Origin of the sequence: Xanthomonas prunicola (genome assembly GCF_002846205.1) — a bacterium.
GTDB classification, from domain to species: Bacteria; Pseudomonadota; Gammaproteobacteria; order Xanthomonadales; family Xanthomonadaceae; genus Xanthomonas; species Xanthomonas prunicola.
In genome coordinates, this window is sequence record NZ_PHKV01000009.1 from 64503 (window position 1) to 88112 (window position 23610).

Consider the following 23610-nt stretch of genomic DNA (forward strand, 5'->3'; position numbering starts at 1 on the left):
CCGTGCGCAACTGGCGCTGGCTACTGCTGGTGCTGGCGGTGCTGCTGGCTTGGCTGCAGTACCGCTTCTGGTTCGGGCCTGGGAATTCCGGTGAAGTCATGATGCTGGAAGCCCAGGTCGCGCATCAGACACAGGACAACGAAGGTCTGCGCCAACGCAACCAGGCGTTGGCAGCAGAGGTGAAGGATTTGAAGGATGGCGAGGCGGCAATCGAGGAACGCGCACGCAGCGAGTTGGGCATGATCAAACCGGGCGAGACGTTTTATCGCGTGGTCGAAGATGCGCCGTTGCCGGCACCGGCATCGCCTGAAACAGCGGCGCCCGCACAGCAAACGCCTACCTCCACCGATCCGGTGGATCATCCATGACCGGTTCGATCTGGGCGATCGTGCCGGCCGCAGGGCGCGGCACGCGTTTTGGCGGGCCGCTGCCCAAACAATATCTCCAGGCCGGCGGTCAGCCATTGATGGCGTATACGCTGGCGGCGCTGGCTGCGCATCCGGCGCTGGCCGGCATCATGGTGGCGATCGCCCCTGACGATGCCGATTGGCCGGGCTGGACTGCCGTGCAGTCCAAACCCGTGCTCACCTGCCTGGGTGGCGCAACGCGCGCATCCTCGGTGCTGGCTGGTGTGCTGGCCTTGCCCGAAAGCGTGCGCGCCGACGATTTCGTGCTGGTGCACGATGCCGCGCGGCCGAATCTGGCCCTGGCCGATCTGGATCGTCTGCTGGAAATCGGCCGCGGCGACCCGGTCGGCGCAATCCTGGCCGCCCCGGTACGCGACACGCTCAAGCGTGCCGGCGACGATGGCGGCATCGACGGTACCGAACCACGCGAACGCTTGTGGCGCGCACTCACGCCGCAGCTGTTTCGTCGCCATCAACTGATCCGTGGACTCACCGAAGCCTCGGCCGCCGGTGTGGACGTCACCGATGAGGCGATGGCGATGGAGCGGATGGGGCTGCGACCATTGCTGGTGGAAGGCACTGAAGACAATTTCAAGGTGACGACGCCTGCGGATCTGGCGCGCTTCGAATTCGAATTGGCGCGCCGCGGCATTGCAGTCGATGCCGATGCGCTTGAGGTGCAGGCCGCCGATGCGCAGAGCAGCGCGCGCGAGATTACAGCGCAGCTCGCCACGGCCAGCCGCGTCGGCGACGCAACTTAACAACACAGGGTTTCCATGTCCTTCAATTTCCGAATCGGCCAAGGCTACGACGTGCATGCGTTCGGCCCTGGCGACCACGTGATGCTTGGCGGCGTCCGCGTTGCGCACAGTCACGGTGTACTCGCGCATAGCGATGGCGACGTGGTGTTGCACGCACTGTGCGATGCGATGCTGGGTGCGTTGGCGCTGGGCGACATCGGCCGGCATTTTCCGCCATCCGACGAACGCTGGAAGGACGCCGACAGCGCGCAGTTTCTGCAGCATTGCGATAGCTTGCTGCGCGAGCGCGGCTGGCGAGTCGGCAATGCCGACATCACCGTGATCTGCGAGCGCCCCAAGGTCGGTCCGCATGCGGTGGCCATGCGCGAGCGTATCGCCGGCCTGTTGGCGATCGAACTCGATGCGGTCAGCGTCAAGGCCACCACCAGCGAACAATTGGGCTTCACCGGCCGCGGCGAAGGTATCGCTGCACAGGCCGCAGTCCTGCTGGGCAGAATCGCTGCATAAGCGGCAGCAACACACGCAGCGCTGCGCGCCGGGACCGGCGCCGATGCAGCGAGATGTCATCACCACGCCGAGAGATTCGGCGCACAGCGCGCCACCTCCGGCGCGAAGGCGAGCCACACCATGAGCGAGACCTCTCTGCTGCCACGTGCGCATGGCGCTGCCGTGCTCAGCGCGGCGATGCGCAGCACGCCGGACGACTTTCAGGTCGACGAACTCCCGGCATTCGAGCCATCCGGCGAAGGCGAGCATCTGCTGCTCACCGTGCGCAAGCGTGGTCAGAACACGGCTTACATCGCCAAAAAGCTCGCGCACTGGGCCGGCATCGCCGAAATGGGTGTCAGCTATGCAGGTTTGAAAGATCGCCATGCCGTGACCACTCAGCGCTTCAGCGTACATCTGCCAAAGCGCATCGCCCCGGATATCACTGCGCTGGACGATACCGAGATGCAGGTGGTCGACAGCACCTGGCACAACCGCAAGCTGCAACGCGGTGCGCTGCACGGGAACCGTTTTGTGTTGACGCTGCGCCAGGTACAAGGCGGACGCGACGCGATCGAGCACCGGTTGCAGGCGATCGCTGCACGCGGCATCCCCAACTGGTTTGGCGAACAACGCTTCGGTCGCGATGGCGGAAACGTGGCGGCTGCGTTGGCGATGTTTGGTCATGTGCAAGCTGCCGACGGAACCTTGCTGCCGGCGCCGACATCCAAGCGGCGGCTGCGCCAAGATCAGCGCTCGATGCTGCTGTCGGCGGCGCGCTCGGCCCTATTCAATCGCGTGCTCAGTACGCGCGTCGCCCAGGGCAGCTGGGATAGCGCGCTGGAGGGTGAGGCGTGGATGCTGGACGGCTCGCGTAGCGTCTTCGGCTCGGAGCCGTGGAACGAGGTGCTTGCCGAGCGACTGGCGCGTTTCGATATCCATCCCAGTGGCCCGTTGTGGGGCGCTGGCGAGTTGCGCTCGACCGACCAGGCGGCAGCAGTGGAGCAGGGCGCCTTGTCCGATCCGCAATCCAAAGCGCTGCGCCAGGGGCTGGACGCAGCGGGACTGAAGCAGGAGCGCCGCGCACTGCGATTACGTCCGCAGGGGCTGGATTACCAATGGCTGGAGCCGCAGACCATGCAGCTCGCCTTCGCGCTGCCGCCCGGCTGCTACGCCACCGCAGTGTTGTGGGAGTTGGGTGAAGTCACCGACGCAGGCCGTTTCAACGCCAGCGTGCGTTCTGAAGAATGACTGCATGCGGCTGCCGGTCGGTCGCATCGCACAGCGTCGATGGCGATCTACTGCCGTTGCTTGCCTAGGAGCGGCCTTGGCCGCGACGGGCGCCATCGTGATGCGGAGAGCGGCGGCACTGACCAGGATTCTGTGGTGCAAGGTTGCCAGACACCCAACACCTCGCGGAGTGGCTACCGGCATGCGACAGACCTTCCCGTCAACGCATCGACGCATCGACGCATGCGATTGCACTTCAACGCCGCGTGTCATGTGCTCGCCGCAATCCGCCTATCGCCGCGCCAGCAACACCAGCAGCGCCCCGGTGCCGCCCTGCGTCGGCGGCGCCGAATGAAACGCCAGCACATCGTTGCGTTGACGCAGCAGCCGGTCCATCAGGTTCTTCAGCACCGGCGCACCGTTGTCCGACTGCAGGCCCTTGCCGTGGATGATGCGCACACAGCCATAGTCGTGCGCATGCGCCTCCAACAGGAACTGGCGCAACAACGATTCGGCCTGTGCCGCAGTGGCACCGTGTAGATCCAGTTCGTCCTGCACCGAAAATTGCCCGCGCTTGAGCCGCTGAAACAATCGGGTGGGAAGATTCTCGCGTCGATAACTGGCAGTATCGCCCGCTTCCAGCGGCGCGCTGTCGCGTAACAGCCGTGCAAATTCGGTGTGCGCTTGTGCATCGTCGCGCTCGGCCATGCGCGCGCGCGGTTTGGGGCGCGGCTTGGCATTGGCCGGTGGGGCGACTTCACGAATCGGCTTGACTGCGCCAATCGCCGCGCGGAACAGCGCGCCGTCGTCTTCGTCTTCAGGATGCGACATCCGCATAGCGTACCCGGTCCAAGCGCAGACGCACGCGAAGATCAAGCGCGAAGGCGCCGGACGCATCCGGTATCATGGCCCGGTTTTCCGAGGAGTCTCATGCGCGTACTGGTTAGCAACGACGACGGTGTCGACGCCCCCGGCATCCAGATATTGGCCGAGGCGCTGCGCCATGCCGGTCATGAAGTAATGGTGGTCGCGCCCGACCGCGACCGTTCAGGGGCCAGCAATTCGCTGACGCTGGATGTGCCGATCCGCACCCGCCGCATCGACGCACAGACCTGCGCAGTGGCCGGCACACCGACCGACTGCGTGCATCTGGCACTCACCGGCATGCTCGATTACGACCCCGACATCGTGGTCTCCGGCATCAATAACTCGGCCAATCTGGGCGACGACGTGATCTATTCGGGCACCGTGTCCGCCGCGATGGAAGGCCGCTTTCTCGGCTTGCCGGCGGTGGCGGTGTCGTTGGTCACGCACAATCACCAAGCGCATCACTACGAAACCGCTGCGCGCGCTGCGGTGGAAATCGTGGCGCGGCTCAAGGCCGATCCCCTGCCGGCCGACACCATCCTCAACGTCAACGTGCCGGATCTGGCGTGGTCGGATGTGCTCGGTTTCGAAGTCACCCGGCTCGGCAACCGGCATCGCTCCGAGCCCTGCGTGCCGCAGCAGGACCCGCGCGGCCGCACCGTGTACTGGATCGGCCCAGCCGGGCCGGAGCAGGATGCCGGCGCCGGCACCGATTTCCACGCCGTGCGCACCGGGCATATCTCGATCACCCCGATCCACGTCGATCTCACCCGTTACCAGGCACTGGACACCGTGGCTGGTTGGGTCAGCGGGTTGACCGCAGCGCTGGACGGCCCGGCATGACGCCGAGGCTGCGCCTGCAACCGGAATCGGTCGGGATCGGCATGACCTCGCAGCGCGTGCGCGACCGCCTGGTCGAACGGCTGCGCGAGGCCGGCATCCAGGACGAGGCCACCCTCAACGCGATGCGGACCGTGCCGCGGCATTTGTTCATCGATGAAGCGCTCGCCTCGCGTGCCTACGAAGACACCGCACTCCCGATCGGCCACGGCCAGACCATTTCCCAGCCATGGGTGGTGGCGCGCATGACCGAAGCAGTGCTGCAGGTGGCGCCGACCAAGGTGCTGGAAGTGGGCACCGGCTCGGGCTATCAGGGCGCCATCCTGGCTGCGCTGGGGCTGGAGGTGTACACCGTCGAGCGTATCGGCGACCTGCTGCGGCAGGCGCGCAAGCGCTTCCGCCACCTGGGCATGAACGTGCGCAGCAAGCACGACGACGGCCGTATCGGCTGGCCCGAGCACGGCCCTTACGACGCGATCGTGGTGACCGCGGCGGCACCGGCGTTGGTCGATGCGCTGGTCGATCAACTGGCCGTCGGCGGGCGCTTGGTCGCGCCGGTCGGGGGCGCTTCCTCGCAGTCGTTGGTGCAACTCACCCGCGGTGCCGATGGCGCGATCGAACAACAGGTTCTGGCGCCGGTCACGTTCGTCCCGCTGTTGTCGGGCATGCTGGATTGAATAAATGAGAGTTTCTCGATGAAGATTTTCGGGCCGTTGTACGACGTGGCCATCCGTTGGTCGCGCCATCGCCGCGCACCCGCGCTGCTGACCGGCCTCAGCTTCGTGGAGGGCTTCATCTTCCCGGTGCCGCCGGAAGTGATGCTGGCACCGATGTCGCTGGCCGAGCCCAAGCGCTCGTTGTGGTTCGCCACCTTGAGCCTGCTAGGCTCGATCTGCGGCGCACTGGTCGGTTATCTGCTCGGCCATTTCGCGTTTGCGGCGTTGCAGCCATTGATCGAGTGGCTGGGCTGGGGCGCAAAGATCCAGCATCAGATCGAAACCCTGCGCACGCTGGTGGCCGATTCGCCGTGGAAGGCGTTCTGGGCACTGGTCCTGGTGGGGTTCACTCCGATCCCGCTGAAGATCTTCACCTGGGCCTCGGGCGTGGTTGGGGTGCCGATCCTGCCGTTCATTGCCAGCATGTTGGTAGGACGCGGCAAGCGCGTGTATCTGGTTGCCGGTGCGATCCGCCTGGGCGGTGCGCGTGCCGAAGCGGCGCTGCATCGCTGGATCGAGCCGCTGGGCTGGGTTGCGATGGCGGTGTTGGCAGTAGGTGCAGGGTGGCTGGTGTGGAAGACAACGAACGGATGAGCAAGACGCAGATGAATTCGGTACGCAAGACAGCAGTCATGCTCGCAGTGGCCATCGGGCTCACCGCCTGCAGCAGCGCCACGGTGGTGCGTTCGCCTGGCGCCAGCGGTGGCGCGTCGTCGCGTCCAAGCACGGCGCCCCGTCCGTCGGTGCCGCGCCCGGGGGCCACGGTGACCGTCCAGCGCGGCGATACCCTCTACGCGATCTCGCGCCGCACTAATATTACTGCGCCGGACCTGGCGGCCTGGAACGGCCTGTCGTCGCCAAACACCATCTATCCCGGCCAGACCCTCAAGTTGTATCCGCCCGGTGCCAGCAAGCCCGGCAGCAGTGCGCCGGTGGCCGGTACCGTGCCTCCGCCGCGTCCGACTGCGCCAATCGCCGCACCGGTCAGTAGTGGGTTTTCCTGGCGTTGGCCGGCCGATGGCGTGGTCGTCGGCACCTTCGTCACTGGCGAAACCACCAAGCAGGGCGTGGACATCGCCGGTGCCAGCGGCCAGGCCGTGCGTGCCGCCGCCGATGGCGTGGTGGTGTATTCCGGCGCCGGCCTGGTCGGCTATGGCGAACTGATCATCATCAAGCACAACGATCAGTGGCTATCCGCGTACGGGCACAACCGCAAGCGTCTGCTCAACGAAGGCCAGAGCGTCAAGGCCGGGCAGCAAATCGCCGAGATGGGTCGCAGCGGTGCTTCCCGCGACATGCTGCACTTTGAGATCCGCTACAACGGCAAGCCGGTTGACCCGCTGCTGTATTTGCCGAAGAAGTGAATCGGGAATTGGGAGTAGGGAATCGGGAATAGGAACAGCCCTGCGCTTCGGCAATCTGGGAGCGGGGGCAGTGAGGGCAAGCGTTCACTGATCCTGTCTGCGCAAGTTCTGCTTGACAGCGAAAGCGTGCTTCGGCCTGCTTTCCCGATTCCCGATTCCCGATTCCCGATTCCCGATTCCCGATTCCCGATTCCCGATTCCCGATTCCCGATTCCCGATTCCCGATTCAGCCCGGCAGCACCATCGCCAGCGCAACACGGCGGCCTTCGCTGGCCAGCACGTTATAGGTACGCGCGGCAGCGGCATTGGTCATCGCTTCCAGGCCAATCCCACGGGTCAGGCACGCGGCAAGCACTTGTGCGTTCGGAAAGCGCTGGCGCTCGCCGGTGCCCAGCAGGATGACCGCTGGCGCCAGCGCCAGCACCGCGTCCATGTGGCTTGCCTGCAGATGGTCCAGACCCTGCACCGGCCAGCGTTCCACCAGTTCATCCGGCATCAGGATGAAGCTCTGCTGCAGGATCTGGTCGTTGACCTTGGCATGGCGGCCGTCGGCCGCGCGCAGCGCGTAAGCGTAATCGGGGTGTTCCTGACTTAGAGGCATGACGAACTCGTTGGCTCAGCCGCGCGGCAGCACGATCTGGCGCTTTTCCTTGCTGGGGCGGTACAGGATGGCGACGTGGCCGATGCGTTGCACCAGCGCACTGCCGGTCTGCTCGATCAGCTCGGCAATCAGCGCATCACGGGTCTCGCGATCCTCCGAGGCCACCTTCACCTTGATCAGTTCGTGGCGCTCGAGCACTTCCTCGAGTTCGGCCAGAAATGCCGGCGTGACCCCTTTGCCGCCGGTCTGCAGCAAGGCTTTGAGATCGTGGGCCTGGCCGCGCAGGAAACGGTTCTGGGCGGAGGTGAGAACAATGGACATGCAGGATCGAAGGGAAGCAAAGGGTGTTCAGGGTATCATGGCGACCCGTTCGGACCCCCGTTGCCAATGCCTTCCCGCAGTAAAAGCAGCCAACGTTGGCTCAAGGAACACTTCGCCGACCCTTACGTGAAGAAGGCCCAGGCCGAGGGCATGCGCTCACGCGCGGCCTACAAGCTGGAAGAGTTGCTGCAACGCGACCGCCTGCTCAAGCCAGGCATGGTGGTGGTCGATCTGGGGGCGGCACCGGGCGGCTGGTCGCAGCAGGTGCGCAAGTCCATGGGCGACAGCGGCCGGGTCCTGGCGCTGGACATTCTGGACATGCCGGCCCTGGCGGGGGTGGAGTTCCTTCACGGCGACTTCAGGGAGCAGGCCGTCCTATCGCAATTCGAAGCGATGCTGGGCGATGTGCCGGTGGACCTTGTTCTGTCCGATATGGCCCCCAACAAGAGTGGCATGGATGCGGTCGATCAACCGCGGATGATGCACCTGGCAGAACTGGCGATGGAATTTGCCGACACCCACCTCAAACCGGGCGGGGCGTTCCTGATCAAGCTGTTCCAGGGTGTTGGGTCCGACGACTACATTCGTGAGCTTCGCCGCCGCTATGAGAAGGTGACGATTCGCAAGCCGGCGGCCTCGCGCAAGCGTTCCCCGGAAGTTTATGCGCTCGGTCAGGGCAAGCGTGTCCAGATCAAGTAAGCTGCCAATGACCACCGTGTTTCAAGAATTGAAGAGTAGAGGGCACCGGAGCCAATGAGGATGAACGACTTGACCAAGAATCTGCTGCTGTGGGTGGTCGTCGCGGTTGTGCTGATGGTCGTCTTCCAGAGCTTCTCGCCGCGGATGGCGGGTGGCGTCGGCGCCGACTCGATCACCTATACCCAGTTTCTGAAAGAAGTGGACTCCGGGCGCGTCAAATCGGTGGATTACACCGATGAGACCAACCTCGCGGTCAACGCGATCCGCTTCAAGCGCACCGACGGCAGCGAAGCCACCGTCTACGGCCCGCGCGACGACAAGCTGGTCGACGTGCTGTACAGCAAGAACATCGAAATGACCCGCCAGAAGCCGTCCACCGGGCCGGGCTTCTGGTCGCTGGTGCTCAACTTCCTGCCGGTCATCCTCATCATTGGGTTCTGGCTGTTCATCATGCGCCAGATGCAGGGCGGTGGCGGCGGTGCCAAGGGGGCGATGAGCTTCGGCAAGTCGCGCGCCAAGCTGCAGGGCGAGGACCAGGTCAAGATCACCTTCGCCGACGTCGCCGGTTGCGACGAGGCCAAGGAAGAAGTGAGCGAGCTGGTCGACTTCCTGCGCGACCCGACCAAGTTCACCAAGCTGGGCGGCAAGATCCCGCGCGGCGTGCTGATGGTCGGCCCGCCGGGTACCGGCAAGACCCTGCTCGCCAAGGCGATCGCCGGCGAGGCCAAGGTGCCGTTCTTCAGCATCTCCGGTTCTGACTTCGTCGAGATGTTCGTCGGCGTCGGTGCCAGCCGCGTGCGCGACATGTTCGAGCAGGCCAAGAAGCATGCGCCGTGCATCATCTTCATCGACGAGATCGATGCGGTGGGCCGTCATCGCGGCGCCGGCCTCGGCGGTGGGCATGACGAGCGCGAGCAGACCCTGAATCAGTTGCTGGTCGAGATGGACGGCTTCGAAGGCGGCGAAGGCGTGATCGTGATCGCGGCCACCAACCGTCCCGACGTGCTGGATCCGGCGCTGCTGCGTCCGGGCCGTTTCGACCGCCAGGTCGTGGTCGGGCTGCCGGACGTCAAGGGGCGCGAACAGATCCTGCGTGTGCACATGCGCAAGCTGCCGCTGGCCGATGACGTCGTGCCGATGGTCATCGCCCGCGGTACTCCGGGTTTCTCGGGCGCCGATCTGGCTAACCTGTGTAACGAAGCGGCGTTGTTTGCCGCGCGTGGCAGCGAGAAGGAAGTCCGTATGGACCACTTCGACCGTGCCCGCGACAAGATCCTGATGGGTGCCGAGCGTCGCTCGATGGCCATGAGCGAAGACGAGAAGACGCTGACCGCGTACCACGAGGCAGGACACGCCATCGTTGGCCGCCTGGTGCCGGAGCACGATCCGGTCTACAAGGTCACGATCATTCCGCGCGGCCGCGCACTCGGCGTGACGATGTATCTGCCGGAAGGCGACCGCTACTCGATGAATCGCGTGGCGATCGAATCGCAGCTGTGCTCGCTGTATGGCGGCCGCGTTGCCGAGGAGTTGATCTTCGGCGGCGACAAGGTCACCACCGGTGCGTCCAACGACATCGAGCGGGCCACCAAGATGGCGCGCAACATGGTCACCAAGTGGGGCTTGTCCGACGAGCTCGGCCCGGTGGCCTACGGCGAGGAGGAGGACGAGGTGTTCCTGGGCCGTTCGGTGACCCAGCACAAGAATGTCTCCGACGAGACCGCGCGCAAGATCGACGAGGTGGTGCGTTCGATCCTGGACAAGGCCTACAGCAAGACCAAGACCATCCTCACCGAGAACTTGGACAAGCTGCATGCGATGTCGCAGTTGCTGCTGCAGTACGAAACCATCGACGTGCCGCAGATCGACGCCATCATGGAAGGTCGCGATCCGCCGCCGCCGGCCGGTTGGGGCAAGTCCGACAAGGACGGTGGCAACAACAACGACAAGGGTAGCCCGCGTCCGTTGCCGCCGATCGCAGGACCGGCTGAGCAGATCTAAGCCGACGATTGACGATTGCAGATGATCCAGCGGGGCCAGGAAGCGATTCCTGGCCCCGTTGCGTTGCGCAGCATTGACACCGTGATCGATCTGCCGGTGGCGAGCGTGGTGTGTGTTGCCGTCGGATGCAATCGGTGACGCGTTTCCTGTCGAGTCGCCGGACGCCGTTGGTGCAGCAGTCCGGTGTCGGGTGTGGCATCGAAGTCTCAACGCACCGGATGCGACACGTGGCGGGCTGCGCGACAATGAGCGGTGTCGTGGCAATGGGAAGCATCCGCTAGCGCCGGTCGTCCCGGGTTTGCGCAGGCGTCGTGGTCGATCGCGATGTTCTGCGTGCAACCCAATCGGTTGGCAATCGCTTGCGTGGGCACCAACCCGCCCGGTCACGCACTCTTTCATCCGCTTCAGGAGAAACAACCGATGTTCGATACCGCGCTCAAGCTGGATTGCGCCGGTCGCAGCTTGCGACTGGATGCGCCGCAGGTGATGGGAATCGTCAACGTCACGCCGGACTCGTTCTCCGATGGCGGCCAGCACGCGACCTGCGAAGCGGCGATCGCGCACGCGCTGGGGCTGGTGGAGCAGGGCGCTGCGGTGCTCGACATCGGCGGCGAATCCACCCGTCCCGGTGCCACGTCAGTTTCGCTGGAAGACGAATTGCAGCGTGTCATTCCGGTGATCCAGGCACTGATGCAGCAGACCGACGTGCCGATCAGCGTGGACACCTTCAAGCCTGAGGTGATGCGCGCAGCGGTCGCGGCCGGTGCCGGCATGATCAACGATGTCTACGCGTTGCGTTCGCCCGGCGCGCTGGACGCAGCATCCGAACTGGGCGTGCCAGTGGTGCTGATGCACGCATGCAGCGCGCCGCACGCCATGCAAGACGCGCCGCATTACGACGATGTCGTCGGTGAAGTGCACCGGTTTCTCGCCGAGCGCATCTTTGCCGCCGAAATGGCCGGCATCGACAAACGCCGGCTGGTTCTGGATCCGGGCTTTGGATTCGACAAGACCACCACGCACAACCTCACTCTGCTTGCGCAGCTGCAGCGCCTGCAGGAATTCGGCTTGCCGGTACTGGCGGGGCTGTCGCGCAAGCGCAGCATCGGCGAGCTGACCGGGCGCGAGGTCGCCGCCGAACGGGTGCATGGCTCGGTGGCTGCGCATTTGATTGCCGCCCAACATGGCGCGCTGCTGTTGCGCGTGCACGATGTGGCGGCAACCGTGGATGCGTTGAAGGTGTGGAATGCGATGGCGGCGATTCCCGTCCCGCGTGTCAGCGCACCGGCCGCACCGACGATCCGCTGGCCGGACGAGGACTGATGCCCGCCGACCAACGTCCGCTGGCGATCGCCCTGATGGGTCCTACCGCAAGCGGCAAGACTGCGCTGGCGCTGGAGGTTGCAGAGCGCTGGAACGGAGAAATCGTCAGCGTCGATTCGGCGCTGGTGTATCGCGGTCTGGAGATCGGCGCAGCCAAACCGGACGCGGCGATGCGCGCGGCGGTGCCACATCATCTGCTCGACTTGCGCGATCCCTGGCAGGTGTATTCGGCAGCCGAGTTCGCCAACGATGCGCGTCAGGCGATTGCGCAGATCGTGGCGCGCGGCAAGTTGCCGATCCTCGCCGGCGGCACCGGGCTGTATTTTCGTGCGCTACTGGAAGGCTTGTCGCACTTACCCGAGGCCGACCAAGCCGTGCGCGCATCCATTGCGGCCGAAGCCGAGCAGCTCGGTTGGGCGGGCTTGCACGCGCAGCTGGCAGTCGTGGACCCGGTTGCAGCCGCGCGCATTCATGCGACCGACCCGCAACGGATCCAGCGGGCACTGGAGGTGTACCGCATCAGCGGGCGGCCGATCAGTTACTGGCAGGCGCTACCGCCAGGGCCGCGCCTGCCGGTGCGTGTGTTGAAGGTGGTACTGGCACCACACGCGCGCGCGGTGCTGCATGGACGCATCGAACGGCGCCTGGACGCGATGCTTGCACAGGGCTTTCTTGCAGAGGTACAGCAGTTGCGGGCGCTGCCGCAGATGCAGGCGGTGGCAGCGCCACTGGATCTGCCGGCGGTACGCGCGGTCGGCTACCGGCAAGCCTGGGAGTATCTGGACGGGGCTGGCAGCCTGGCCGGGTTCCGCGACAAGGCGATCCAGGCGACCCGGCAACTGGCCAAACGGCAGCTCACCTGGCTGCGTGGTGAGCTCGACGCGCGCTGGTTCGACCCGGAGCGTGACCGTCATCAATTGGAGCGCGCACTTGTCGGCTTCCTCGGTGATCGTTCCGCTGTGCGGCAGGCTTCAGGCGTGTAACATCCCATTTCCGGGACCGGCTGGGGATGGCAGGTGTCGACCGGGACAATAAGAACAATAATGAAGAGGATTTTTCGATGGCTAAGGGGCAATCTTTACAGGACCCATTCCTCAATGCGCTGCGGCGCGAGCGGGTTCCGGTGTCGGTGTATCTGGTCAACGGCATCAAGCTGCAGGGCACGATCGAGTCGTTCGACCAATTCGTGGTCCTGCTGCGCAATACCGTGAGTCAGATGGTGTACAAGCACGCCATTTCCACGGTAGTGCCGGCGCGCAATGTGCGCGTGGGACCGGGTGGTGGGTATGTGCAATCCAATGAAGGCAATCAGGCGGAAGATGACGACGTCGAGTAGTAACGGAGTAGTGCGTGTTTGATCGGTCCCGCAAGGGTGAACACGCGTTGTTGATACAGACCCACTCCGGTGGGCCTGCCGAAGACGATGTGATGGAGGAGTTCGCCGACCTTGCAAAGTCGGCGGGCGCCACGGTGGCCGCCACGCTCACCGCACGCATCGATAAACCCAGCCCGTCGACCTTGATCGGCAGCGGCAAGCTGGAAGAGGTCAAGGCGGCTGCCGAGGCCACCGGTGCAGATCTGGTGTTGGTCAATCACACCTTGTCGCCCGGCCAGGAGCGCAACCTGGAGAAGTATCTGGAGCGGCGCGTCATCGACCGCACCGGGTTGATTCTGGATATCTTCGCGCAACGCGCGCGCAGCCACGAAGGCAAGCTGCAGGTGGAGCTGGCCCAGTTGCGTCACATGGCCACGCGGCTGGTCCGCGGCTGGACCCACTTGGAGCGCCAGCGCGGCGGCTCCATCGGCCTGCGCGGCCCCGGCGAAACCCAGCTGGAAACCGACCGTCGCCTGCTGCAAAAGCGCGTCGAGCAGTTGCAGCAGCGGCTGGAGAAAGTCGAGGTGCAGCGCACCCAGATGCGTCGTGCACGGATGCGCAGCGAATTGCCGCGGATTGCCTTGGTCGGTTACACCAACGCCGGCAAATCGACGTTGTTCAATGCGTTGACCGGCGCGGAGGCCTACGTGGCCGATCAGCTGTTCGCCACGCTGGATCCCACCGTGCGGCGCATCGCGTTGCCGGGTGGTAGCGCGATTCTTGCCGACACGGTCGGCTTCGTACGCGATCTTCCGCACGAACTGGTCGCCGCGTTCCGTTCGACCTTGTCCGAAGCGCGCGATGCCGATCTGTTGCTGCATATCGTCGATGCGGCCGACCCGCTGCGCGAAGAGCGCATCCTGCAGGTCGATGAAGTGTTGCAGGCCGTCGGCGCCGGCGATCTGCCGCAGCTGCTGGTGTTCAACAAGATCGACAAGATCGACGGTGCCGAAGTGCGCCACGATGCGCAAGACGGCATTCCAGACCCGGCGCGCCGCGAGCGTGTGTGGGTGTCGGCGCGCGATGGGCGCGGACTGGAAGAATTGCAGCATGCGCTCGGTCAACGACTGGACCTGCGTCATCTGACCGGCCAGTTGCGGCTGCCGCCGTCGGCCGGCCGCCTGCGTTCCCGACTGCATCAGCTGGAAGTGGTGCGCAACGAGCAATCCGACGAGGACGGCTGGTTGCTCGAGGTCGATCTGCCGATGGTCGAAGCCGAGCGGTTGGCCGCCGGCGAGGACGGTGCGCCACTGCGCGCGATGCTGCCGGATCGCCGCGAAGACTGGGAAGCCTGATGCAAACAGCACAGTCGGCATGGCGCGACTGTGCTGCTGCTCCAACACAACAGCGAGGCAGGCGTGCGGTGTCGCTGTACGGCAGCGGTGACGTGTATCCAAACCTGCGCGATGGCATGAGGGCTGCGGTAGATCGCAGTCGTGAGCTGACGCCTTGCACCACATCTCTCCTCGGTAACGCGGTGCCCTAGTTGCGGTGTTCAGGTGATCTGGAAGGTGCTGCAGGTTGACGGTGTGCGGCTGGCAAATTGCTGCACATCCAAGGCCGATCCAGACCCGAGGCACCGCAGGTCGGCTACACATCGCCACTGAACCTCGGCCACCTCACGTCCAGCCGGAATCGGCGCCGACCGCAGACAGGGGCGGCGAATTGGGCTAAAACGTCGGCTGCTCCCTTGTCGTCGTGCCCATGTCCTTGTCCGCCGATTCCGAACTGCAGCAGCTGGCCGAAGCCCTCGGGCAGCAATTGCTTGCCGCGCGCGAGCGCCTGGTTACCGCCGAGAGCTGCACCGGTGGCTGGATCGCCAAGGCGGTGACCGATGTCGCCGGTTCCTCGCACTGGTTCGACTGCGGCATGGCCGCCTACAGCTACGAGGCGAAACAGGCATTGCTCGGCGTCCGCCCGCAGACCCTGGAAGTGCATGGAGCGGTCAGCCGCGAAACCGTGATCGAAATGGTCTCTGGCGCGCTGGTCAATTCCGGCGCAAGCATCGCGGTGGCGGTGACCGGCATTGCCGGACCCGGCGGCGGCAGCGACGATAAGCCGGTCGGCACAGTCTGGATCGGTTGGAAACGGCGTGGCGGTTATGCCACGGCGCAACTCGTTCACTTCAACGGCGACCGCGATGCAGTACGGCGTCAGACCGTGGCTGCAGCACTGCGTGGGTTGAGCGCGTTGCTTTAGCTGCCCGCAGGTCTGCCGGATGGCGTTCGGTGACAGGTGCCTCGTCCACGATGTGCAGCATGATGGCGCGCGGCAGCGCAATCGAAATGCTGTAGCAGTGCGTCGTGCCCAAAAAACTATTGGCAGATCGTCATCGACACGTCGCTGTAAAGACGGTTTGCCGAACGCGTTTCCGGGGCCGCCGCGCAGGGATGGTTTGACCTTGTGACTGCGGGATTGAGGCGCATGCACCTGACGCGAGCACACTGCATCTTCCGCATGCGCTCTGCAGCGCGTTGCAACCTGCGCTGAGCTTCGAGCGGCCGAGGGCGCGACAGCGGCGGGCAGATCGGCTACAAACAAGGTCTCGTCACCGCCTAGTGTGCCAATGCGTTCGCTCCTTGCGTCTGTCTCATCCTCCCCAGCGCTGCAGGCCGCTGTGCAGTGCGGTGTCACGCGGCGTCTGAGCGCCGCATGCGCGCGGGCGGTGCACTGATGTGGGAAGCACTTGGCACGGTGCGTGATCTTGGGCGGCTGCAGGAAATCGCCTCGGTTCTGATTCGCTACGGCTTCGGCGATGTGGTGCGTCGGATCGGCATGGCCGATGTGCTCGAGCGCGCTGGCAGGTTGCTGCATTGGAGCAACGCCGAGGGCCGCTTGCGCATGTCCGCGGCATTGCGCGTGCGGCGTGCACTGGAAGAGCTCGGGCCCACCTTCGTCAAACTCGGGCAAGTGCTGGCCACGCGCGTGGATCTGCTGCCGCCGGAGTGGATCGAAGAATTGAGCGAGCTGCAGAACGCCGTGCCGGCGCTGCCGTTCGAGCAGATTCGCCCACAACTGGTTGCCGCGCTGGGCATGGAGTCGGAGAGCGTGTTCGCGCGTCTGGACGAACAGCCATTGGCGGCCGCATCGCTGGCACAGACGCATCGCGCGTGGTTGGTCGATGGCACACCGGTGGTGTTGAAGATCCGCCGTCCCGGTATCGGCGACACCATCGATGCCGACCTACGCTTGCTGGCGCGGCTTGCCGAAATCATCGAGACCCGCGCGCCGGATCTCAAGCGCTATCGTCCCGCCGAGGTGGTGCAACAATTTACCGTCTCGCTGCGACGCGAGCTGGATTTCGCTGCCGAGGGGCGCAATGCCGAACGCATCGCCGCCAACTTCGCCCACGACGCGCAAGTGGTGGTGCCTGCCGTGTACTGGGAGTGGACCTGCGAGTCGCTCAACGTGCAGGACTTCATCGATGGCATTCCCGGGCGCGATCTGCTTGCCGTCGATGCGGCCGGTCTGGACCGCAGGGTGCTCGCACGCGCCGGCGCCGGCATCGTGCTGAAGATGGTGCTGCAGGACGGCTGCTTCCACGCTGATCCGCATCCCGGCAATATTTTCTATCTGCGCGATGGCCGCATTGCCGTCATTGATTTCGGTATGGTGGGGCGCGTCTCCGAGCACCGTCGATTTCAGGTCGCGCAATTGCTGCACGGCATGGTCAGCCACGACGCCGAAGCGGTAATCGATGTGCTGCTGGAATGGGCCGGCACCAGTCTGGAAATCGACGAGCCACGTCTGCAGCAGGACATCGGCGCGTTCGTCGACGAGTATCGCGGCGTGCCGCTGAAAGAGCTGCGTATCGGCGCAATGCTGGGCGACGTGACCTCGATCCTGCGCGACCACGGGCTGACGCTGCCGTCGGATCTGGCACTGATGATCAAGGCCTTTCTCACCCTGGAAGGCATGGGGCGCCAGCTCGATCCGGATTTCGACATGGCCAGCGAGGCGCGCCCGTATCTGGAGCGCGTGGTGCAGCAGCGTTATGCACCGCGCGCCATCGTGCGGCGTGGCCGGCGTACCGTCACTGGCGCAATCGATCTGATCGGCGATCTGCCGCGCGACCTCAAGCGCCTGCTGCAGGCCGCACGCCGCGGCAAGCTGCAGCTGCAGATCGAAACACGCGCACTGCGCGAGTTCGGCGAGCAGGTCGACCGCGCAGCCAACCGGCTCACGATGGGCATTGTCACTGCCGCGCTGGTGATCGGCTCCTCGATCGTCATGAACAGCGTCGGCGGCAGTGCCAGCCGCTGGTTGCTCGCGCTGGGGGTGGGTGGCTTCATCGGCGCTGCGCTGTGCGGCATCTGGATCCTGTTCTCGATCTGGCGCAGCCGGCGCTAGCGCATCGCGCGCGCGGCACCCGTGACGGCGTTGCGGTCGAGGTGTTGCGAAGCGCTTGCGCAAGCGCCCGTTAGTAGTAATACTACTAACCATGGACCTGACCGATACCCAGCAAGCTATCCTGGCCTTGATCGCCGAGCGCATCGACACCGATGGCGTCCCGCCGTCGCAGACCGAAATCGCGCGCGCGTTCGGCTTCAAGGGCGTGCGCGCCGCGCAGTATCACCTGGAGGCACTGGAGCAAGCCGGTGCGATCCGTCGCGTCCCAGGCCAGGCGCGCGGGATCCGGCTGGCCGGACAGGGTGCACAGACGCGCGTAGCGGCGGTGAGCGAGCCCGTCCGGGACGATGTGCTGCGTCTGCCGGTGCTGGGTCGCGTGGCGGCGGGTCTGCCGATCGGTGCCGATATCGGATCGGACGACTTCGTAGTGCTGGATCGCGTGTTCTTCTCGCCCTCGCCAGACTACCTGCTCAAGGTGCAAGGCGACTCGATGCGCGACGAAGGCATCTTCAATGGCGATCTGATCGGTGTGCACCGCACCCGCGACGCACGCTCGGGGCAGATCGTGGTGGCGCGGATCGATGAGGAAATCACCGTCAAGCTGCTGAAGATTGGCAAGGACCGGATCCGACTGCTGCCGCGCAACCCGGACTACGCGCCCATCGAAGTGCTGCCGGATCAGGATTTCGCGATTGAAGGCCTGTATTGCGGGCTGTTGAGGCCTAACCGCTGAGGGCTGTGCCGATGGTCGTGCTGGCTTTTTCCCGAGCCGGCATCGCAGGATTCCCCGCTGCCACGGGACATGTCGTCTCCCTAATCTGAGTGTGTCGCCTGCAGTCTCAGCTTGTGCGATACACCGCCGCTACATTAGTCCCATACCGAAATCACTGACGAGGATCACCCAGATGGACGAGAACAAGAAGCGCGCCCTTTCCGCCGCACTGAGCCAGATCGAAAAGCAATTCGGCAAAGGCTCGGTCATGCGCATGGGCGACCGTGTCATCGAAGCGGTCGAAGTCATTCCGACCGGCTCGCTGATGCTGGATATCGCTCTGGGGATTGGCGGCCTGCCCAAGGGTCGCGTAGTCGAAATCTACGGGCCGGAATCCTCGGGCAAGACCACCCTGACACTGCAGGCGATTGCCCAGTGTCAGAAGCTGGGCGGCACCGCAGCCTTCATCGACGCCGAGCACGCGCTGGACCCGATCTATGCGGCCAAGCTGGGTGTCAACGTCGACGATCTGCTGCTGTCGCAGCCGGATACCGGCGAGCAGGCATTGGAAATTGCCGACATGCTGGTGCGTTCGAGCTCGGTGGACATCGTGGTGATTGACTCGGTTGCCGCGCTGACCCCGAAAGCAGAAATCGAAGGCGAAATGGGTGACCAGCTGCCGGGCCTGCAGGCTCGCCTGATGAGCCAGGCGCTGCGCAAGCTCACCGGCAACATCAAGCGCTCCAACACGCTGGTGGTCTTCATCAATCAGCTGCGTATGAAGATCGGCGTCATGATGCCGGGCCAGAGCCCGGAAGTGACCACCGGCGGCAATGCGCTGAAGTTCTACGCTTCGGTACGTCTGGACATTCGTCGTATCGGCGCAATCAAGAAGGGCGACGAGATCATCGGCAACCAGACCAAGATCAAGGTGGTCAAGAACAAGTTGGCGCCTCCGTTCAAGCAGGTCGTGACCGAAATCCTGTACGGCGAAGGCATCAGCCGCGAAGGCGAACTGATCGACATGGGCGTGGAAGCCAAGCTGGTCGACAAAGCCGGTGCCTGGTATAGCTACGGCGATGAGCGCATCGGGCAGGGCAAGGACAACGCGCGCACCTACCTGCGCGATAACCCGCAGGTTGCCGTCCGGCTGGAAGCCGAGCTGCGCGAGAAGTTCCAGCCTTCCGAAGCGCCGCGTGAAGCCGGCGATGACGAAGAGAAGGAATAAGTCGCAGCTGCACACCATCGCCGGTTGTCGGATTAGGTGATGGTGTTGCTGTCAGTAAGCGATGGATGGACCGTCGCGTGCCCGTGGTACGCGACGACCCTAGCACCGCCCGCGCTCGCCCGGTGGAGGCACAACAGGTCCAAGTGCGGTTGAAGTTTTTCTATCGCGAGGACGGCGGAGTCAGTGCCGTCGCTTCTCGCGGTAGATCTATCGAAGGCCAGGAGGGCAGGCGCCATGGACGGCGCATTTGATGCAATGCGATTTTAGTGCTTCAGGACACCTGACGATGGACGAGCAAGAGCCCGCACCAAAGCGGGGGCGCCGGTTCAAGGAGCAGACGCCGGTCCAGCGCGCACTCGGTCTATTGGTGCGGCGCGAACATTCGCGCAAGGAATTGAACCGCAAACTATTGGCCCGCGGGATCGAGCCAGATGCGGCGCAAGCTGCTGTTGATCGTCTCACCGGTGAGGGTTGGCAAGACGACACCCGTTTCGCTGCTGCCGTGGTGCGCAATCGCGCCGGCTCCGGCTACGGTCCGCTGCATATTCGTGCCGAACTCGGAACCCATGGTCTGGATAGCGAGGCCATCAGTGCCGCCATGGCGACGTTTGAAGGCGATTGGACCGAAAACGCGCGGGACCTGATCCGCCGTCGTTTCGGCGAGCAAGGCCCAGTGGACCTTCCACAGCGGCGCAAGGCCGCCGATTTGCTGGCCCGGCGTGGTTTCGACGGCAACAGCATTCGCATCGCGACCCGCTTCGACCTTGAGGACTGAGGGCGTCAGGCCTGCTACCCTTCGTGGTTTAAGGTTGTTCCGCTCATCTGCGCCCACATCTCATTGGGTGACCGGGACTGCCGCCCGCCCAATGCCAGCACATGAACGCACCTGCCAAATTCAGCACTTCCCAGATCCGTAGTGACTTCCTCGCGTTCTTCGAGGGGAAGGGCCACACCATCGTGCCATCCGCGCCGCTGGTGCCAGGTAACGACCCCACCTTGCTGTTTACCAACTCCGGCATGGTCCAGTTCAAGGACGTCTTCCTTGGCGCGGAGAAACGCAGTTACGTGCGTGCCGCAGACGTGCAGCGCTGCCTGCGTGCCGGTGGCAAGCACAACGATCTGGATTCGGTGGGCTACACCGCACGCCACCACACCTTCTTCGAAATGCTCGGCAACTGGTCGTTCGGCGATTACTTCAAGAAGGACGCCATCGCCTGGGCATGGGAGCTGCTGACCCAGGTCTGGAAGCTGCCGGCCGACCGCCTGCTGGTCACCGTCTACCACACCGACGAAGAAGCCTTTGCGTTGTGGCGCGACATGATCGGCATCCCGGAAAGTCGCATCGTGCGCATCGGCGACAACAAGGGTGCGCCGTACGCCTCGGACAATTTCTGGCAGATGGCCGACACCGGCCCCTGCGGCCCGTGTACCGAAATTTTCTTCGATCACGGCGATCACATCGCCGGTGGTCCGCCTGGCTCGCCGGATGAAGATGGCGACCGCTTCATCGAGATCTGGAACCTGGTCTTCATGCAGTTCGATCGCCAGCCCGACGGCACCCTGGTGCCGCTGCCGGCGCCGTGCGTGGATACCGGTATGGGGTTGGAGCGTCTTGCGGCGATCCTGCAGCACGTCCACACCAATTACGAAATCGATCTGTTCCAGGCCCTGATCGGCAAAGCCAGCGCGCTGACCGGCATCACCGACCTGGAAAACAAGTCGCTGCGGGTGATCGCCGATCACATCCGCGCCTGTTCGTTCCTCATCGTCGATGGCGTGCTGCCCTCCAACGAAGGGCGCGGCTATGTGCTGCGCCGGATCATCCGGCGTGCGCTGCGGCATGGCTGGATGCTGGGCGTGCGCCAGCCGTTTTTCAGCAAGATGGTGCCGACCCTGGTCGAACTGATGGGCGAGGCCTATCCCGAACTGGTGGTCGCACGCGAGACCGTCGCGCGCGCCTTGTTGGCCGAAGAAGAGCGCTTTGCCGAGACGCTGGACGCCGGCATGAAGATCTTCGACGAGGTCGCATCGCGCTCGCAGGAGATCATTCCCGGTGCCGATGCGTTCCGGTTGTACGACACCTACGGTTTCCCAGTCGATCTGACCGCCGACATCGCACGCGAGCGTGGCATGCGCGTGGACATGGAGGGCTTCGAGTTCGCCATGGAGCGTCAGCGCGAGACCGCGCGTGCGGCGGGCAAGTTCGGCGGCGGCGTGGCATTGCCGGCCGATCTGGTCGCCAGTATGTCGCCAACCGTGTTCCTCGGTTACGAAGCGTACGATGCCGATGCGCTCAAGGTCGTGGCACTGCTCAAACAGGGGCGCCCGGTCGAACGTGCGGAAGCTGGCGACGAGGTCATCGTGTTCACCGACCGCACCCCGTTCTATGCTGAGTCGGGTGGTCAGGTTGGCGACAGCGGCCAGCTGAGCGGCCCGGGTGTGTCGATCGAAGTCGCCGACACGCAGAAGTTCGCCGGTCAGTTTCATGGCCATGTGGGCCGCATCAGCGAAGGCGCGCTCGCGCTTGGCGATGTGCTTGCCGGTGGGATCGATACGCAACGTCGCGGCAAGACCATCCTCAACCATTCGGCGACCCATCTGCTGCACGCCGCGTTGCGCGAAGTGTTGGGAACGCATGTGCAGCAGAAGGGTTCGCTGGTCGCGCCGGATCGTCTGCGCTTCGACTTCTCGCACTTCCAGCCGATCACCGCCGATGAGCTCGCTGTGATCGAGCGCAAGGTCAATGCCGAAGTCCGCACCAACCATGGCGTGGAAGTGCACAACATGGCGATGCAGGAGGCGCTGGATTTTGGCGCGATGGCGCTGTTCGGCGAGAAATACGGTGAAAACGTTCGCGTGCTCAAGATGGGCGGCTATTCCACGGAGTTGTGTGGTGGCACCCATGTCACCCGCACCGGCGACATCGGCTTGTTCAAGATCACCTCCGAAGGCGGTGTGTCCTCGGGCGTGCGCCGTATCGAAGCGGTGACCGGGCAGGGCGCGCTGGACTATGTGGCCGACGAGGAGCGTCGCTTGCTTGAGGCCGCCACTCTGCTCGGCGGCAATGCGACCGAGGTGGTGGACAAGGTGCGCGCATTGACCGAGCGTCAGAAGCGGCTGGAACGCGAGCTGGAATCGCTTAAGGCCAAGTTGGCGTCAGGCGCAACGGCCGATTTGGGCGCTGGTGCGATCGACGTGGCCGGGGTCAAGGTGGTGGCGGTGCGTCTGGAAGGCTTCGATGCCAAGGCGCTGCGCGATGCGATGGATCGCCTGAAGCAACAGCTCGGTGACTCGGTGATCGTGCTGGCTGGCGCTTCAGGCGGCAAAGTTGCGCTTGTCGCCGGCGTGAACGGTAGCCCAACTGGCAAGGTGAAGGCAGGGGAACTCCTCGGTCATATCGCCAGTCAGATCGGCGGCAAGGGCGGTGGCCGTCCGGATCTCGCCCAGGGTGGTGGCGAGGACGGGCCCGCCCTTGCGACCGCACTCGACGGTGTGCCCCTCTGGGTCAAGCAACACTTGGGCTGAACACTTGTCCTGCTATGCCTTGCTGGCTAGCAGGATGTCCCGCTACCATTTCTGGTCTATTCCCTTTACGTAGGGCGCGTCTCACTCAGGAGGCCGTCGATGCCGGTGGGAAATCCATCGGTTCCAGGAGATTTGCAAAATGTTGATCCTCACTCGCCGGGTAGGCGAAACCTTGATGATCGGCGACTCGGTCACCGTGACCGTTCTCGGCGTCAAGGGCAATCAGGTGCGTATCGGTATCACCGCACCCAAGGATGTCGCTGTGCATCGCGAAGAAATCTATCAGCGCATCCAGCGTGGGGATGAGCCGGTCGCTTCCGGCGCACATCACGGGGACGATTCTTCGAATTGATCGTTGTAAAGGGTTTACGTTAGCCCCTCTTACCCGGTATTCTTCGCGGCCTGCCACGGACATCGCGGCAGGCAGCAAAAACTGGAGCGATGCCCGAGCGGCTGAAGGGGCTCCCCTGCTAAGGGAGTATAGGGTCAAAAGCTCTATCGAGGGTTCGAATCCCTCTCGCTCCGCCAGTGTTCTGAACGCCCGCAAATCATTGATTTGCGGGCGTTTTTATTTTTGTTGCTGCGGCCCTTGGCTCAACGAAGTCGGCTGATATCGGCGTTTGGCCGCTGCAACCATAAGCATTGCTTGAGCGCCCGCGGGATCCGTTGATGCGGGCTGGCAGTGGCTCGCCGTCGCAGATGCGTTCCTAAAAGCGCTCAGTGTCAGCCGGCGGTGTGTGCAGCTAGGGCTGCGCGCTGTCCATGCGTGGTCCATGTCGACAGTGCCTGAGGAGAGGTCGTCTT

The 23610-nt window shown here is 64.4% G+C and carries 24 protein-coding genes and 1 tRNA gene; 22 read left to right on the top strand and 3 right to left on the bottom strand.

Annotated elements, in window-relative coordinates; all coding sequences use genetic code 11:
• Nucleotides 1-2: 2 nt before the first annotated feature.
• The 4 genes from ftsB (at nucleotide 3) to truD (ending at nucleotide 2905) form a co-directional block, all read left to right on the top strand.
• A complete protein-coding gene (gene ftsB / locus XpruCFBP8353_RS19440) occupies nucleotides 3-368 on the top strand; it encodes a cell division protein FtsB (protein ID WP_101364695.1) in 366 nt (121 codons plus the stop codon).
• The gene (ispD, locus tag XpruCFBP8353_RS19445) at nucleotides 365-1168 is read left to right on the top strand and encodes a 2-C-methyl-D-erythritol 4-phosphate cytidylyltransferase (protein WP_101364696.1); all 804 of its coding nucleotides are present in this window, start codon (nucleotides 365-367) and stop codon (nucleotides 1166-1168) included. Before ftsB ends, ispD begins: the two co-directional genes overlap by 4 nt.
• Nucleotides 1169-1183: 15 nt before the next feature.
• On the top strand, nucleotides 1184-1675 hold the full coding sequence (ispF, locus tag XpruCFBP8353_RS19450) for a 2-C-methyl-D-erythritol 2,4-cyclodiphosphate synthase (protein WP_101364697.1): 492 nt from the start codon (nucleotides 1184-1186) through the stop codon (nucleotides 1673-1675).
• A gap of 120 nt (nucleotides 1676-1795) precedes the next feature.
• Nucleotides 1796-2905, top strand: a complete 1110-nt coding sequence (gene truD, locus XpruCFBP8353_RS19455; protein ID WP_101364698.1) for a tRNA pseudouridine(13) synthase TruD — start codon at nucleotides 1796-1798, stop codon at nucleotides 2903-2905.
• Nucleotides 2906-3175: 270 nt separating this feature from the next.
• On the opposite strand, the gene XpruCFBP8353_RS19460 is transcribed toward truD, so the two are convergent.
• On the bottom strand, nucleotides 3176-3715 hold the full coding sequence (locus XpruCFBP8353_RS19460) for a Smr/MutS family protein (RefSeq protein ID WP_162301122.1): 540 nt from the start codon (nucleotides 3713-3715) through the stop codon (nucleotides 3176-3178).
• Nucleotides 3716-3814: 99 nt separating this feature from the next.
• On the opposite strand from XpruCFBP8353_RS19460, the gene surE reads away from it, so the two are divergent.
• The 4 genes from surE to XpruCFBP8353_RS19480 are packed head-to-tail and all read left to right on the top strand — an operon-like array spanning nucleotide 3815 to nucleotide 6671.
• Nucleotides 3815-4594: a 5'/3'-nucleotidase SurE gene (gene surE / locus XpruCFBP8353_RS19465; protein WP_101364700.1), complete on the top strand. Its 780-nt coding sequence runs from the start codon at nucleotides 3815-3817 to the stop codon at nucleotides 4592-4594.
• A complete protein-coding gene (locus tag XpruCFBP8353_RS19470) occupies nucleotides 4591-5268 on the top strand; it encodes a protein-L-isoaspartate(D-aspartate) O-methyltransferase (protein WP_101364701.1) in 678 nt (225 codons plus the stop codon). Before surE ends, XpruCFBP8353_RS19470 begins: the two co-directional genes overlap by 4 nt.
• 18 nt (nucleotides 5269-5286) lie before the next feature.
• On the top strand, nucleotides 5287-5901 hold the full coding sequence (locus tag XpruCFBP8353_RS19475) for a YqaA family protein (RefSeq protein WP_101364702.1): 615 nt from the start codon (nucleotides 5287-5289) through the stop codon (nucleotides 5899-5901).
• Nucleotides 5898-6671, top strand: coding sequence for a peptidoglycan DD-metalloendopeptidase family protein (locus XpruCFBP8353_RS19480; protein WP_162301123.1), 774 nt, complete (start codon nucleotides 5898-5900; stop codon nucleotides 6669-6671). Before XpruCFBP8353_RS19475 ends, XpruCFBP8353_RS19480 begins: the two co-directional genes overlap by 4 nt.
• Nucleotides 6672-6897: 226 nt before the next feature.
• Here XpruCFBP8353_RS19480 and XpruCFBP8353_RS19485 read toward each other — a convergent pair whose 3' ends face one another.
• Nucleotides 6898-7272, bottom strand: coding sequence for an Mth938-like domain-containing protein (locus XpruCFBP8353_RS19485; RefSeq protein ID WP_101364703.1), 375 nt, complete (start codon nucleotides 7270-7272; stop codon nucleotides 6898-6900).
• Nucleotides 7273-7287: 15 nt separating this feature from the next.
• Nucleotides 7288-7593: a ribosome assembly RNA-binding protein YhbY gene (gene yhbY / locus XpruCFBP8353_RS19490; protein WP_010365692.1), complete on the bottom strand. Its 306-nt coding sequence runs from the start codon at nucleotides 7591-7593 to the stop codon at nucleotides 7288-7290.
• Nucleotides 7594-7659: 66 nt separating this feature from the next.
• On the opposite strand from yhbY, the gene rlmE reads away from it, so the two are divergent.
• The 14 genes from rlmE (at nucleotide 7660) to XpruCFBP8353_RS19565 (ending at nucleotide 23334) form a co-directional block, all read left to right on the top strand.
• A complete protein-coding gene (rlmE, locus tag XpruCFBP8353_RS19495; RefSeq protein ID WP_101364704.1) occupies nucleotides 7660-8292 on the top strand; it encodes a 23S rRNA (uridine(2552)-2'-O)-methyltransferase RlmE in 633 nt (210 codons plus the stop codon).
• Nucleotides 8293-8352: 60 nt separating this feature from the next.
• A complete protein-coding gene (gene ftsH / locus XpruCFBP8353_RS19500; RefSeq protein WP_162301124.1) occupies nucleotides 8353-10293 on the top strand; it encodes an ATP-dependent zinc metalloprotease FtsH in 1941 nt (646 codons plus the stop codon).
• A 420-nt stretch (nucleotides 10294-10713) separates the two neighbouring features.
• Nucleotides 10714-11616 carry a dihydropteroate synthase gene (gene folP / locus XpruCFBP8353_RS19505; protein ID WP_101364706.1) on the top strand — a complete coding sequence of 301 codons (903 nt, stop codon included), beginning with the start codon at nucleotides 10714-10716 and terminating at the stop codon, nucleotides 11614-11616.
• Nucleotides 11616-12599, top strand: a complete 984-nt coding sequence (gene miaA, locus XpruCFBP8353_RS19510) for a tRNA (adenosine(37)-N6)-dimethylallyltransferase MiaA (protein ID WP_101364707.1) — start codon at nucleotides 11616-11618, stop codon at nucleotides 12597-12599. The genes folP and miaA overlap by 1 nt, the downstream gene beginning before the upstream one ends.
• Before the next feature lie 77 nt (nucleotides 12600-12676).
• Nucleotides 12677-12952 carry an RNA chaperone Hfq gene (hfq, locus tag XpruCFBP8353_RS19515; protein ID WP_101364746.1) on the top strand — a complete coding sequence of 92 codons (276 nt, stop codon included), beginning with the start codon at nucleotides 12677-12679 and terminating at the stop codon, nucleotides 12950-12952.
• 14 nt (nucleotides 12953-12966) lie between these two features.
• The gene (hflX, locus tag XpruCFBP8353_RS19520; protein ID WP_101364708.1) at nucleotides 12967-14286 is read left to right on the top strand and encodes a ribosome rescue GTPase HflX; all 1320 of its coding nucleotides are present in this window, start codon (nucleotides 12967-12969) and stop codon (nucleotides 14284-14286) included.
• A 409-nt stretch (nucleotides 14287-14695) separates the two neighbouring features.
• Nucleotides 14696-15190, top strand: a complete 495-nt coding sequence (locus XpruCFBP8353_RS19525) for a CinA family protein (protein WP_162301125.1) — start codon at nucleotides 14696-14698, stop codon at nucleotides 15188-15190.
• Nucleotides 15191-15664: 474 nt separating this feature from the next.
• Nucleotides 15665-17341 carry a 2-polyprenylphenol 6-hydroxylase gene (gene ubiB, locus XpruCFBP8353_RS19530; RefSeq protein ID WP_101364748.1) on the top strand — a complete coding sequence of 559 codons (1677 nt, stop codon included), beginning with the start codon at nucleotides 15665-15667 and terminating at the stop codon, nucleotides 17339-17341.
• Nucleotides 17342-17432: 91 nt separating this feature from the next.
• Complete coding sequence (gene lexA / locus XpruCFBP8353_RS19535; RefSeq protein WP_101364709.1) at nucleotides 17433-18074, top strand: transcriptional repressor LexA; 642 nt, start codon at nucleotides 17433-17435, stop codon at nucleotides 18072-18074.
• Between the two features lie 172 nt (nucleotides 18075-18246).
• Nucleotides 18247-19281 carry a recombinase RecA gene (gene recA / locus XpruCFBP8353_RS19540; protein WP_101364710.1) on the top strand — a complete coding sequence of 345 codons (1035 nt, stop codon included), beginning with the start codon at nucleotides 18247-18249 and terminating at the stop codon, nucleotides 19279-19281.
• Between the two features lie 286 nt (nucleotides 19282-19567).
• Nucleotides 19568-20056 carry a recombination regulator RecX gene (gene recX, locus XpruCFBP8353_RS19550; protein WP_101364712.1) on the top strand — a complete coding sequence of 163 codons (489 nt, stop codon included), beginning with the start codon at nucleotides 19568-19570 and terminating at the stop codon, nucleotides 20054-20056.
• A 101-nt stretch (nucleotides 20057-20157) separates the two neighbouring features.
• Nucleotides 20158-22806, top strand: coding sequence for an alanine--tRNA ligase (alaS, locus tag XpruCFBP8353_RS19555; protein ID WP_101364713.1), 2649 nt, complete (start codon nucleotides 20158-20160; stop codon nucleotides 22804-22806).
• A 139-nt stretch (nucleotides 22807-22945) separates the two neighbouring features.
• Nucleotides 22946-23158 (top strand): carbon storage regulator CsrA, encoded by a 213-nt coding sequence (gene csrA, locus XpruCFBP8353_RS19560; protein ID WP_003481884.1) that lies wholly within the window; start codon nucleotides 22946-22948, stop codon nucleotides 23156-23158.
• An 83-nt stretch (nucleotides 23159-23241) separates the two neighbouring features.
• Nucleotides 23242-23334, top strand: a tRNA-Ser gene (locus XpruCFBP8353_RS19565).
• Nucleotides 23335-23610: the final 276 nt, after the last annotated feature.